Here is a 13,503-nt window from a genome sequence, read left to right on the forward strand (position 1 = left end):
AAGTTCAATACGGAGGTAGGAAAAATGGAAGGTACAATTTATTCACTAATACCAGCAGTAATCATGTTGATTCTCGTATTAGTGACAAGGAAAGTTCTTTTATCACTAGGAACAGGAATTATCGTTGGAGCGTTATTTATCCACGATTTTAATATAGTGGAATCTCTAAAAGAAGTTTGGCTAGTATTTTATGGAATATTTGTAGTTGATGGCTCGCCAAATTGGGGAAATATTTTATTATTAGTCTTCCTGTTTTTACTAGGTATTATGACAGCATTTCTTCAAGCATCCGGAGGGAGCAGGGCATTTGGTGAGTGGATGATGAAACGAGTGAAAACCCGTGCTGGTGCACAGATAATGACAGGAATACTCGGCATCATTATTTTCATTGATGATTATTTCAGCAGTTTATCCATTGGACAAATTGCTCGGCCATTGACAGACCGTCATCGGGTATCACGAGCGAAGTTAGCGTATTTTATTGATTCAATGGCAGCACCAGTAACTGTATTATCACCTATTTCCAGTTGGGGTGCGTATATTATTGGTATATTAGGTGGTTTATTCGCTGCCAATGGAATAACATCGATGCAGCCTATTGAAGCATTTATCATGATGATTCCACATAATTTTTATGCAATAATAGCAGTCTTACTCGTATTTATTGTGGCAATCTTTAATTTTAATATTGGTCCAATGCGAACACATGAAGATAGAGCTGTCCAAACCGGAGAGCTATTGGATCCAAAGCAAAATAATGTGCCAGGGGATTTGAGTGATGTATTTGAGCCAAATAAAAACGGAAGAGTATATCATTTAATTGTTCCGATTATCATGCTGTTTGTTGCAACAATTGTTGCAATGCTAGTTACAGGAATTCAGGCTACAGAAGGAAAAGCAAGCATAATAACAGCTTTTGCCAATACGAATGTAAATTTATCATTATTTATTGGTGGGTTTATGGCTGTACTAACATCTGCCATTTTTCATTTTTCACAAAAACAGCCACGTGAAAATGTTGGAAAAATATTTGTTGAGGGATTAAAAACTATGCTGCCCGCAATAAATATTTTACTATTGGCATGGATGGTAGGTTCAGTTATCAGCACACTGAAAATAGGAGCTTATTTAGCAGAGATCGTAAATAATGCTTCCATTAATGTCAGCTTCATACCTATCATTTTCTTTGCTGTTACTCTATTGATGTCTCTAGCAACTGGAACTTCATGGGGAACATTTGGTATGATGCTGCCAATCGGTGTTGAAATAATGATGCATACAGATAGTCAATTACTTTTACCTGCTCTTGCAGCTATCCTATCAGGTTCTGTATTTGGTGATCATTGTTCACCAATCTCTGATACGACGATACTTTCCGCAACAGGAGCAGGCTCGAACCATATGGATCATGTGCTGACACAGCTTCCATATGCAATAATGTCAGCAATTATTGCAGCAATTGGTTTCTTAGTGATTGGTTTTACCAATCAAGTAGTCCTTGCACTATTTGTTTCGGTCGTGCTGCTAGCAGCTGCAGTTTTCGTTCAGCATCTATTAATTGCTAAAAAAACTTCAGTAAATTAAATAAATTAAAATGAAAAGAACGGCCCCCTGTCATAACTACAGGGGGCCGTTCATTAATTCTTCTTCTGCCTTGCCATTCTTTCCCATCTTTGTAGGTAAGGATAGGGATCAAATGACCATTCACTATACCCATTATCCTTATACATTCCGTAATGTAGATGGGGTGGAAACTTACCTGATGTACCTGGTGGACCATAGCCGCTAGAACCAACACTGCCGAGGACATCCCCAGGTTTGACTACCTGTCCAACCTTTAGTCCTTCACTATAGCCGTTCATGTGAGCATAATAGTGATAAATATTATAAATATCGCGAATTCCGACGCGCCAACCACCGTATAAATTCCAACCCATCAATTCAACTACGCCAAAGGTTGTCGACTTAATTGGTGTTCCATATCCTGCAAAAATATCTGTCCCCTCATGAATTCGCAGTCCACCGAATCCCCGACGGGCTCCCCAAGTACTCCGGTAACTGTAATTATGCTGAAGTGATACAGGAAAATCCCGATCAGTTAAATTAATTGACTGGTATGTTTGGAAGACCTTCGCTGTATTCATGATCGTTTGAACTGTGAGATCGCGTTGATAATATTCCCAGAGGGCGATCTTAATATCTTCGTCTGTTTGTCCATATTCTAAAAGGAGATTTGCCATCGTTTGCAGGACATCCTCTGCGTTTGTCGGATCTGCCTGACCGTCATCGTTACCATCGACACCGATTCCATCAAAAAACGTGATGGATCTTACATCCATATTTGAGGAAGGGTTTCCTATCCCAAACCATGATTCTGATGGAAAAGTGATGGAGATAACCTGCTCAGGTTCACTGCTATCTTTAATATTTCGTTCATAATTGTCTATCGCTGCAAAATAATACCAAGGAATTTGTGTTAATGCTTCCGTTTTCTTAAACAATGCCATGCGCTTATCGTAAATAGACTCTTCTTCAGCATAAGCCGTTGAGGTAAATATCATGACAAATAATAAGCACAAAACTAGAATGCGTAACAAGTTCAATTCAATCATTAACCTCCTTCGACGTCCTTGTCCATAGTTTGCTGTTTACTCATGAAATCATGCATATAATTATTGTTATTTACTTGAATGCATTTTATGGTAAACTAAGAGCAGTGATAGCGGGGTGAATTGTTTGATTGAATTACATGGTAAGCATTATAAGATAGTAGAGAATATTAAGAATGGCTTTCAAGAAGAAGCTCTAAAAGAACGTTACTCAGATATTTTGGCAAAATATGATTATATCGTGGGCGATTGGGGATATGAACAGCTACGTTTAAAAGGGTTTTATCGAGATCGACATCCTAAAGCTGCAATTGATATGCAAATAAATACATTGGATGATTACTTATATGAATATTGCAATTTTGGCTGTGCGTATTTTGTCATTAAGAAGGTAACGAAGTAAACAACCATCGTTTCGTTTGGAACGATGGTTGTTTACTTCCAATTACTTATGAAACTGCACATAGTTCTTCTATTTTATTTTAACATTTCTTTTTTCTTTCTTAGGTGAACCAAATGCTCCATCAGGAAATTCCTCTGGGACGGGTTGAGTTTTATTTAACCCTGCATTAGAAAAATCGTTATAATTCTTTCCTTTCCTTCTCATTACATTCATCCTTTCATTAACAAAGGGTGTTTATTGAATGATTGTTGCTAATGAAATATGGCTACTACCCTTTGTAAATTGCAAAAAATAAACCTTTTCTTAACAAATTCAAAAACAGTTAAAGTTAATTGAGCATGTCTATTATAGTCTTTGCAAAAAGGGAAATGTTATGAAAGGGATTAATCATAATTTCGACAACGGGTATAACCTTTAAATTTCTTCTCGAGAATTCTTCCTAAGCGAAATAGTACATCCTCATTACCAATTGAACTCATTAATTGGATGCTAATTGGCATATTATTTTCGTCCATCCCAACTGGAATAGATAACGCAGGTAATCCCCAAACATTAGCATATGCTACATATGGCATGACATTTAGAAAAGTTTTCCGCAATGAAAATATTTCCTGATATACCTTTCCATGTGTCAGCGCACTTGAATGATAGATAGGGAAGATTAATATCCGATTTTTCATATAATCTGCTAATCGAACATCGCCTTGCTGAAGAACTTCCTTTACTTCTCGTATTCGTTTCACTGAAGGCTTGAACATTTTTGAAGCGATAATTGCACGAGATAGATTAGGGTGTATGGCAGTTCTTTGAGAGAGCTTCTCCCTTAGAAACGCTTTAAAAATATTTGAACGATCATTGCTGTATGCTTCCTTTTCGAGTAAGTCGCTGCCTCCCATGGATATGATATCTTGCCAAATTTGAGCACTCTCATCAAAGAATGGAGGTACGGTTCGTTTCGTTGATACGGACTTCTCCAAAAGATACTCAATTTCATTTAGAAATTCCTTTGTATTATCTGATAAAGGATAGCCCATATTACTAGGTAAAATTTCCATTTTAAAAGATTGCAAATGCTTTGTTCGAATCGGTTTTTCTGAAATAATCTGGTAGATTAGTCGCATATCACGAACTGACTTGCCCATCGGACCAACGGCAAACATTCTTTCTTGAATTGGGTCGCTTGGAGCAGGAAAATGTCCCTCTGCTGGAACTTGATTCATTCCAGGTTTAAATCCTACGACACCATTAAAATGCGCAGGGATTCGAATAGAGCCGCCAATATCGGAAGCAATACCAACCGCGGAACCACCAACAGCTAGTAAAGCACCTTCTCCACCACTTGAACCACCAGCAGTTTTTGTAACATCCCAAGGATTATTCGTTCTGCCATATAATTTATTTTCAGTTTCTTGATTAAAGCAAAGAGTAGGGGTATTCGTTTTACCTAAAATAATAGCTCCCTTGGCCTTTAATTTGGAAATAACCACAGCATCTTCTCTTGAAATCAAATCCTGGCGATGAACTAATCCGGCGGTTGTTTTCATATTTGTAATATGGAAGGCTTCTTTTACACTTATCGGTACTCCATGTAGCGGCCCGATACTATTGCCGTTTTGACTCATTAAATCCAGCTCTTCTGCCTCTTTTAACGCGTCAGAAAAACGCTCTTCCACTAATGCATTAATGTTAGGGTTTACCTTTTTTATATGATTGATATAAGCGGTAACAGCATCAACACTTGTGAGCTCACCTTGTTTAATTTTTTCAGCAATCGCTGTTGCGTCCATATCGATAATTGAATTTACACCCATCTATCATACCTTCTTCGTTACACTTTATTAATACTTATATTATTCCATTCTACAAACCGCTTATGCCAACTATATCATTCAAGTCTGTATCTTCATAATATATATGATATGATATTATTGAATAATGTCAATCGGAGGTAATACATATGTATTTCGTAGACCAAAGTAAAATTGAAGAAACGCTTTTATATATGGGGAAAATACTAGATGAGGTATCGCATAAAAATAACTTTGTTTCCTTTAAGGAAAAACTAGGCCTTGAACGAATGGTCCATATGTTAATTGAGTCAATTATTGATGTTGGGAATATGATGATTGATGGTTTTATTATGCGCGATCCAGGTGGATATGAGGATATTATTGATATCCTTGTAGATGAAAAAGTGATCCCGGCTGAAGAAGAAGGGGATTACAAAACATTCATCCGGTTACGAAAAGCTTTAATACATGAGTATCGGACTATCGACCATAAATTACTACAGGATATGCTATTAACAAAGAAAGCAATACTTCAGCAATTTAGTGTACATATTCACAGTTATTTAAAGAATGCATTAGGTGTTGCCAATGCTTTTTCAAACGAATGAATCCGCTTTAGTAAAGTGGAAGATGATATTGAAATGATATTGAAACGAGGATGTTAGATGAAAAATTATAAAGGTTATCTAATTGATTTGGACGGAACGATGTATCGTGGAATAGAGCCAATTGAAGCGGCAGCAGATTTTGTCCGTACATTAATTAAGAAAAACATTCCCTACTTATTTGTAACAAACAATTCCTCGAAAACGAGAGCATCTGTAGCGGATAATTTGAATGAAATGGGAATTATTTGTAAACCAAATCAGGTGGTGTCAACAAGTTTAGCAACTGCTAATTTTATCAAAAGTAAAAAGAAAAATGCTCGTTGCTATGTAATTGGCGAGGAAGGGATAATTTCAGCTCTTGAAGAAAATCAGCTCATCATTACGGATGTAGATCCAGATTATGTTATCGTTGGGATCGATCGAGAAATCAGTTATGAGAAGTATGTGAAAGCCGTACTTGCGGTTCGGAGTGGGGCAACTTTTATTTCCACAAATAGTGATGTCGCTATTCCTACGGAGCGTGGTCTGCTGCCAGGAAATGGCGCGTTAACAAGTGTTGTAACAGTAAGTACTGGTGTGGCGCCAATTTTCATTGGAAAGCCAGAGGCAATTATTATGGAGGAAGCTTTATCCATTTTAGGCTTATCCAAAGAAGAAACATTGATGGTAGGAGATAATTATAACACCGATATTCGTGCAGGTATTAATGCAGGTATTGATACATTGATGGTATTCACTGGGGTAACACCGTTTGAAGAATTGCCAAACCTAGAAAAACAACCGACATACTATGCCCATAGTTTACGTGAATGGATCGAGCATATATAGTAGCTTTTACAATCACCAAAATAAATTACTGATTCAAATTCAAGTTCTAATTATTTCATATAAACAACCTGTTTCCGAATAATGGAAGCAGGTTGTTTAGTTTGTATATTTGCATATTGAACACTTTCCTACACCGCTCTAAGAATATATTTACGTTGAATTACTTAATGGAGTCTGCCAATCCTTTTATGGTTTGAATATTACTTTAATGGATCCGTCTTCTTTCTTGTCGAAAATATCATATGCTTTTGCAGCTTCATCTAAACTTACGCGGTGTGTGATAATATCTGTTGGATCAAACTCTTTATTTTCAATCATGTTATACAGTTTAGGCATAATATTGATCACAGGTGCTTGTCCCATTTTTAAGGAAACGTTCCGTGTGAAAAAATCACCAAGAGGGAAGTTATTTGCCTCCGTACCATATACACCGGTTATTTGAACAGTCCCAAACTTCCGTACAGATTGTGAAGCAGTAATAATTGGGCTGATCGTTCCAAATTGATTATCCTGTTTTGAACCGAATTCTGTGTTTGGCGGGACTGTCCCATCCATCCCAACACAGTCAATAACAACATCTGCTCCACCCTTTGTTTCTTCATGTAAAAGCTGACCAATTTTTTCATGTTCTTTAAAATTATAAGTTTCCACATTATTTGATTTCTTTGCATGCGCTAGTCGATGTTTTACTTGGTCAACTGCAATAACACGTTTTGCTCCCTTAAGCCAAGCGAATTTTTGAGCCATGAGCCCAATTGGACCACTTCCCAAAATAATTACAGTGTCCCCCTTTTTTACACCACCGTGTTCTACACTCCAATAGGCGGTAGGGATGACGTCAGATAATAATAATAACTGTTCGTCCTCCAATTCACTTGATTCTGGAACTAGATTGCTTCTACTGTAATAACCAGATGGAAAGTCAATGTGACAATTCCAATCCGCATGGTGAACCTGGTGGTTTATTCGGGTTTGGCGATGATTTTGGCAATCACCACGGTGGTCAAGCAGAATATTTACGTGTTCCATATGCTGATTTCTCATCATTTAAATCTCCACACCCTATATTAAATGGAATAACGACACGATCTCCTATTTTCAAGTTTTTCACATTGGGACCGACATCCTCCACGATACCATCGGTTCATGTCCAACCACGTAATCCTTTTCCGGAACAATCCCGCCATTATACAGGTGAAGATCCGATCCGCAGATTCCGCTGGCGGTAATTCGTACTATCATATCATCCTTTTCATGTATTTGGGGGTCGTCGACCTTCTTTGTTTCCATAGCCTCTTTTCCCTGAAACGTTACTGCCTTCATTTATTCACATCCCCTTAAATTATGAGATAAAGTGTCTTCCCTATTAAGTATAAATAAACAAGCTATTATCGTAATTACTTATAAGGAAATGAGTTAAGTAAAGCAGCAAGGTAATTACACTTTTAAGCTGTAATTAAAGGAATTAAACATGTCTGTATTTTTCTGGATAGGAGAGTTTTTATGACTATATAGTATGGAACCATCCTGTCATTGAGGGGAGTTATGCTGTAATAGTGATTCTCCACTTCAAAATTTTAGAGTTTTGATTATCACTTGCTAGGTTCTATAATCAAAATTAATATAATTGAATTTGCTCCGAAAAAAATAAGCTTTCCACTACACTGTGGAAAGCTTATTTCCTGAAGAGAAAACTAACATTGCATGACTGAAGTGTATATTAATAAAAACGTTTCACTTAAATGAGCCATTTTCTAAATGTATTGTCAGATCTCGGGTAATAGTTATTCCTCATTGCTATGTGCTAGTCTACTTGAAGCTGCCGCAGCAATAGCACCAACAATATCATCTAAAAATGTATGTACTTCTCCAGTTGATTTATCGTTTAATCTTTTAAGTATTCCTGGTTTTTGTTTATCGATGTAACCGTAATTCGTAAATCCGATTGACCCATATACATTAACAATCGATAATGCGATAATCTCATCAACACCATATAAGCCCTCATCATTCTCTATCGTCGTTTGCAGTGGCTCTAACAGTTGTTTTTTCTCTGCTAGAATATCCAACTGGATTCCTGTTAATACGGCATTTTGAACTTCACGTTTTGTTAAAACACGGTCAACATTATGGAGACATTCCTCCATCGTTAGATCATCATGGTAACTTGATTGTAAATAATAAACAAGTTCCGCGATGTTTTCTAATTGTACGCCTCGTTCTTTTAATACTTCCCTTGCCTTAATTTCCAATGCAGTTTTACTTGTATTTTCAGCCATTAATAATCACCTTTTCTCATTTTTAGTTAAAATATAATGTTTCCAATCATACAGTAATAATATAAGAAGGGGAGGGATTTCGTTGCCTTTAAGAGAATTACTTTCTACCCATTATAATATCCAAATAGAAGAAAAAATATGGTTACATGGCAAAGAAGGATATAGGCAGGATAATCAATTTTATTTTACCACTACAAGTGACAACAAGGAAGTAATCTTAATGGAACAAGCCGCACTTGCCTATTACTTAATGGAAAATGACCATAAACAAATTACAATGCCAATTCCAAATCTATATGGAGAGTGGTTTAGCTCCTTTGCTGATAAAAGTTATATGGTTTTTCGAGTTGAACAGCTAAAGCAGGAAAATCGACAAACAGAGGGGAAAGCCCTGGCGATGTTTCATCAATTAGGTTCGGTTTATCGTTATGAGCCGAAAAATATATCTAGCTATGGTGCATGGAAAGCGTTGTGGATTGAGAAATTGACCGTTTTTGAGACAAAAATTGAACAAGAGGCAAAGCTTCACCCAACAGCATATTATCGACTTTTAATGGATAGCCTACCATATTTAATTGGAATAAGCGAAAATGCGATTCAATATATACAAGAAAGTGAGGGGGAACAACGTTTTCATGAGGTGGATCAAGGAACAATCACATTTAATAGATACTCGAATCAACTTCATGAGCCGATTATCTGGTCTGAGGATTTGGTTTATGATCATCCTGTAAGAGATATTGCAGAATATATTAGACGTCAATTTTTAATGAATGAACCGGATGAGAAGGTGACAGCTTTTCTATTCGATTATCAGGAGTCACGACCATTATCGGTATTTAGCTGGAGACTCATTTATGGGCGGCTGCTTTATCCAATTCCTATATTCGACTTGATTTCCCGCGGTTTTGTTAGTGAAGACTTTGATCAATTATACATCGACTTAGCAACCCTATTAGAGCAACAAACAATTTATGAAAAGCGGTTGCGCGGATTTTATCAAAGTGTTGGGGTGGATTCAGATACATGGAATATTCCTGTGGTACAATGGTTAATGTAAGGAATATTTAGGTAGTTAAGAAAGTATGTTGACTATCTTACTGTATAAGTCAACTAAGGCAGTCACCGAAAGCCGTGGTTAAACCTTAGTTTACTAATGAAGAGAGGGAGAAGGCTGGAGAAAAAACGTATTTATATTACAAGAAAATTAAATGAAGCTGTACTTGCACCTTATGCTGACTTATTCGAAATCCGCATGTGGGGGAAAGAAGAGGAACCTGTACCGAGAGATATTTTATTAAAAGAAGTAAAAGATATAGATGGACTTTTCTGCATGCTAAGTGACAAAATCGATGAAGAACTATTACAGCATGCGCATAACTTAAAAGTCGTTTCTAATTTAGCAGTAGGGTACGACAATATTGATTTAGAAGCAGCGAGTGAACATGGGGTCATTGCAACGAATACACCGGACGTATTAACAGAAACAACTGCAGATTTAGGATTTGCATTATTAATGGCTACTGCTCGCCGAATCGTGGAAGCGAATCATTATATTAAAACAAATAAATGGCAAAACTGGGCTCCTTTTTTGCTTGCAGGGGCTGACATTCATCATAAAACCATTGGCATTGTAGGTATGGGCCGAATTGGAGAAGCAATTGCAAGAAGAGCCAAGGGATTTGGTATGAACATCCTTTACCACAATCGCTCACGCAAACCGGCCGCTGAAGAAGAATTGCAAGCAACCTATGTAAGCTTCGAGCAATTGATTGGTGAGGCAGATTTCATCGTTTCTGTTGTGCCGTTCACACCAGAGACGAATAAAATTTTCAACAAAGCAGCATTTGAAAAGATGAAGCAGACTGCTATTTTTATCAACATTTCTCGAGGTGCAACAGTAGATGAGGATGCACTTGTAGAGGCAATTCGGACGAAAACAATTAAAGCTGCAGGTCTTGATGTATTTGAAGTGGAACCAATCACCAGTGATCATCCACTGATGCAATTAGACAATGTGGTATGTATTCCACATATTGGTTCTGCAAGCGAAGAAACACGAACAGAGATGATTCGTCTTTGCATGGATAATATTGCAGGGGTACTCAGTGGAACAGGAGCAAAAACAGCAATTCGGTAAGTGCTAAACAGACAATTATAAATGGACCTGAATAAAAAACTGCACCACCAATTGTTAGAGTGTGTCTAAAAATTGGGGTGCAGTTCATTGACTGTCTACCTTTAGAATGATTTATTTAAAAAACTTGTTCGATTTCTTTAACACCAGGAACCTCAGCCATTAATGCACGTTCAATTCCTGCTTTTAATGTAATTGTAGAACTTGGGCAGTTTCCACAAGCACCCATAAGACGAAGAAGGACAATACCTTCATCATCAACATCAATCAATTCTACATCTCCACCGTCACGCAGTAAGAATGGACGCAACTTATTTAATACTTCTTGTACTTGTTCTTGCATAATCCACCTTCTCCTTCCCACACACCTATATTATATTATGAAATTCTTTTAAAAACTATTGAGTAAGTTATATAATATTTTACCATACACAATCAAAATTGCCTAATTGATAACTATTCTCTATTATTGTATTCCTAAATTCTGATTTTGTAAATAAAAAGAATTAAGCAATTGATAGGTGTTTAATAAAAGAAGGTTCAAGGAGAGGGCATCATAATGCTTGGCTGCTTTTAAAATTGGGATTGAAGTTACTCGTTCCAACATAAAATCTATTTCATTTTTAACTGATTATTGATATTTATATTCGATATAAATTACGAACAAGTGACATACTCGAGTTCATTATTTTGTATTTAGATTCTACATCTATTTTCAGCGGAAGAAATACACGAAGACTCACCAGGCCCCGCGGAAAGCGAAGTGTATTTCTGAGCGACTGGCCTGTGAGTAATTCCCATCCTAAGTTATGTCCCTATTGATAAATGAAACAATTGGCATAAATCATTTAGTTGTATAACAGAATAGTTATTTGTATAATTATTATAGGAAGCTAATGTATGAAAAGGAATCGGAGGGGAAAGAAATGATCATTAATTTAACAGAAAATGCAAGTATGCAAATAAGAGAAATGATGAAAGAAGAATCTGCTGATGCCGTTCTCCGCTTTGGGGTCAGAGGTGGCGGATGCAGTGGGTTATCTTACTCATTAGGATTTGATTATGAAGTTAACGATGAATTAGATACAGTAGAAGAAATAAATGGAATCCCAATAGCGATTTTTAGTCAGGATATTCCTGTTATCGAAGGAACTACAATTGATTTTAAACAAAATATGATGGGCGGCGGATTCAGCATCGAAAATCCAAACGCTATTCTTTCATGTGGTTGTGGTTCCTCTTTTAGAACGAAGGAAAATGTTGGAACACCTGGGGATTGCTAATAAAATCATAAACAACAAAAAGCAGCAATGGATTTATCTTCCTCTGCTGCTTTTTTGGTAGTTAAGAGAGTCCACAAACTTTCTTAATGAATAAGTGCAGCTAAGGTGTCACCGAAAAGCTTGGTTAAACCTTAGCTTCCTAATATAATAGCAAAGTATAAAAAAATCCCCTTTTTCAAATCCCATAACAGGAGAGGTCGCGTCCAGCTCCAGCGCCGGTGCTCCTAGCGAGACTTCCATCATCTCCGTACGATAAAGAAGACTTGCCGATTGTTTACACATGAGGCTTAGTCGCGCTTATACCCTTGCGTGAAAGTCAACATCGACTCGCTTGCGCTCCCAAAGAGTTTCCTTTATCTCCTAAGAAGGAATGTTCGACACGTCGATCCACCCCAAACTGCGGGGCACAGTCCGTACACAGCACAAACTAGCTTTAAGCTTTTGTTTTATCAAACAGGTAAATCCATATCTGATGAATGCTTTGGTTGTAATCTTGCTTTCGGATCGATGTATTGTTTCGCATGATTAACTGCGGTTGGTCCTTCACCGAATCCAGTAGCGATTAGTTTCACTTTCCCATCATATGTACAGATGTCACCTGCTGCATAAATTCCAGGGATATTTGTTTCCATTTTGGAATTGACAACGATACTATTTTTCTCAATGTCCAATCCCCATTCCTTAATTGGTCCAAGTGTAGAAATGAATCCATAATTACAAAGAATTGAATCTACCGTAAGCTCCATTTTCCGATCGCCTTTTACCTCTTCTAAAATTAGCCTCTCAATCTTATCGGATGTCATAATTTCAGTTGGAACAAATGGAGTAACGATATTTACAGTGGAAGCTTGGAGTTTAGCGACACTATGCTCATGTGCACGGAATTGATCACGACGATGGATGAGCGTTACTTTATCAGCGACTTGCTCAAGCATCAAGGCCCAGTCGACAGCGGAATCTCCACCACCTAATAGTGCAACATGCTGACCCTTAAACTGGTTCATGTCCTTCACGTAATAATGAAGATTATTCCCTTCGAATTGTTCGCTATCCCCAATGTTTAAACGACGAGGCTGAAAAGCACCATTCCCCGCAGTGATTATTATGGTTCTCGTATAATGGATTTCACCAGTATTCGATGTAAGCTTAAAGGAATCATCGTCTAAGCGCTCGACCGTATCAATTGCTTGATTAAGTACGATTGACGGCTCGAATACGCTTGCTTGTTTTTCTAGATTATCTACTAAATCCTGGGCACGAACTTTCGGAAACCCTGCAACGTCGTATATATACTTCTCTGGATATAGGGCAGATAATTGTCCACCGACTTGTGGTAAGCTTTCGATTATTTTAACACTTGCTTGACGCATACCACCATAAAACGCTGTAAATAAACCGATGGGACCTGCGCCAATAATCGTAATGTCATATACATTTTCAGACATGGAAAAAATACCTCATTTCTTTCTAATTATTCATATCTCAATTTTAACACAAACCAATCGATACTGAGTAGCAATGCAAATTATGATTAAAGAAAACGTCTTGGCTAATGAATCTAAGAAC

At 37.2% G+C, this 13,503-nt stretch carries 13 protein-coding genes and 1 pseudogene; 7 read left to right on the forward strand and 7 right to left on the reverse strand.

Going from position 1 to position 13,503, the window contains the following annotated elements:
- Nucleotides 1-24 precede the first annotated feature (24 nt).
- A complete protein-coding gene (locus CWR45_RS03625) occupies nt 25-1,584 on the forward strand; it encodes a Na+/H+ antiporter NhaC family protein (RefSeq protein ID WP_115748444.1) in 1,560 nt (519 codons plus the stop codon).
- A 53-nt stretch (nt 1,585-1,637) separates the two neighbouring features.
- Here the strand turns inward: CWR45_RS03625 and CWR45_RS03630 are convergent, their stop codons facing one another.
- A complete protein-coding gene (locus CWR45_RS03630) occupies nt 1,638-2,612 on the reverse strand; it encodes a M23 family metallopeptidase (RefSeq protein ID WP_115748445.1) in 975 nt (324 codons plus the stop codon).
- A gap of 124 nt (nt 2,613-2,736) precedes the next feature.
- Here CWR45_RS03630 and CWR45_RS03635 point away from each other — a divergent pair, with 124 nt between their 5' ends.
- A complete protein-coding gene (locus CWR45_RS03635; protein WP_115748446.1) occupies nt 2,737-3,012 on the forward strand; it encodes a YutD family protein in 276 nt (91 codons plus the stop codon).
- Nucleotides 3,013-3,081: 69 nt separating this feature from the next.
- Here the strand turns inward: CWR45_RS03635 and CWR45_RS20270 are convergent, their stop codons facing one another.
- Together CWR45_RS20270 and CWR45_RS03640 are read right to left on the reverse strand one after the other, a co-directional pair.
- A complete protein-coding gene (locus CWR45_RS20270) occupies nt 3,082-3,216 on the reverse strand; it encodes a hypothetical protein (protein WP_281271824.1) in 135 nt (44 codons plus the stop codon).
- A gap of 179 nt (nt 3,217-3,395) precedes the next feature.
- Nucleotides 3,396-4,823, reverse strand: coding sequence for an amidase (locus CWR45_RS03640; RefSeq protein ID WP_115748447.1), 1,428 nt, complete (start codon nt 4,821-4,823; stop codon nt 3,396-3,398).
- Between the two features lie 146 nt (nt 4,824-4,969).
- On the opposite strand from CWR45_RS03640, the gene CWR45_RS03645 reads away from it, so the two are divergent.
- Complete coding sequence (locus CWR45_RS03645; RefSeq protein WP_115748448.1) at nt 4,970-5,410, forward strand: DUF86 domain-containing protein; 441 nt, start codon at nt 4,970-4,972, stop codon at nt 5,408-5,410.
- 57 nt (nt 5,411-5,467) lie between these two features.
- A complete protein-coding gene (locus tag CWR45_RS03650) occupies nt 5,468-6,238 on the forward strand; it encodes a TIGR01457 family HAD-type hydrolase (RefSeq protein ID WP_115748449.1) in 771 nt (256 codons plus the stop codon).
- Between the two features lie 186 nt (nt 6,239-6,424).
- On the opposite strand, the pseudogene CWR45_RS03655 reads toward CWR45_RS03650, so the two are convergent.
- Together CWR45_RS03655 and CWR45_RS03660 are read right to left on the reverse strand one after the other, a co-directional pair.
- Nucleotides 6,425-7,561, reverse strand: a pseudogene (locus tag CWR45_RS03655) (alcohol dehydrogenase catalytic domain-containing protein).
- Nucleotides 7,562-8,022: 461 nt separating this feature from the next.
- Nucleotides 8,023-8,517 (reverse strand): phosphatidylglycerophosphatase A family protein, encoded by a 495-nt coding sequence (locus CWR45_RS03660; RefSeq protein WP_115748450.1) that lies wholly within the window; start codon nt 8,515-8,517, stop codon nt 8,023-8,025.
- A gap of 82 nt (nt 8,518-8,599) precedes the next feature.
- Here CWR45_RS03660 and CWR45_RS03665 point away from each other — a divergent pair, with 82 nt between their 5' ends.
- Complete coding sequence (locus CWR45_RS03665) at nt 8,600-9,577, forward strand: protein kinase family protein (protein WP_115748451.1); 978 nt, start codon at nt 8,600-8,602, stop codon at nt 9,575-9,577.
- Nucleotides 9,578-9,691: 114 nt separating this feature from the next.
- The gene (locus CWR45_RS03670) at nt 9,692-10,657 is read left to right on the forward strand and encodes a 2-hydroxyacid dehydrogenase (RefSeq protein ID WP_115748501.1); all 966 of its coding nucleotides are present in this window, start codon (nt 9,692-9,694) and stop codon (nt 10,655-10,657) included.
- Nucleotides 10,658-10,772: 115 nt separating this feature from the next.
- On the opposite strand, the gene CWR45_RS03675 is transcribed toward CWR45_RS03670, so the two are convergent.
- Nucleotides 10,773-10,997, reverse strand: coding sequence for a NifU family protein (locus tag CWR45_RS03675; protein WP_087972712.1), 225 nt, complete (start codon nt 10,995-10,997; stop codon nt 10,773-10,775).
- Nucleotides 10,998-11,580: 583 nt separating this feature from the next.
- Between CWR45_RS03675 and CWR45_RS03680 the strand changes: the two genes are divergently transcribed.
- Entirely contained in the window at nt 11,581-11,937 is a 357-nt protein-coding gene (locus CWR45_RS03680; RefSeq protein ID WP_115748502.1) for a HesB/IscA family protein, read from the forward strand.
- A gap of 449 nt (nt 11,938-12,386) precedes the next feature.
- Here CWR45_RS03680 and CWR45_RS03685 read toward each other — a convergent pair whose 3' ends face one another.
- Nucleotides 12,387-13,382: an NAD(P)/FAD-dependent oxidoreductase gene (locus CWR45_RS03685; RefSeq protein WP_115748452.1), complete on the reverse strand. Its 996-nt coding sequence runs from the start codon at nt 13,380-13,382 to the stop codon at nt 12,387-12,389.
- Nucleotides 13,383-13,503: the final 121 nt, after the last annotated feature.

The sequence above is a fragment of the Oceanobacillus chungangensis genome (assembly GCF_003369565.1).
GTDB lineage: Bacteria > Bacillota > Bacilli > Bacillales > Amphibacillaceae > Oceanobacillus > Oceanobacillus chungangensis.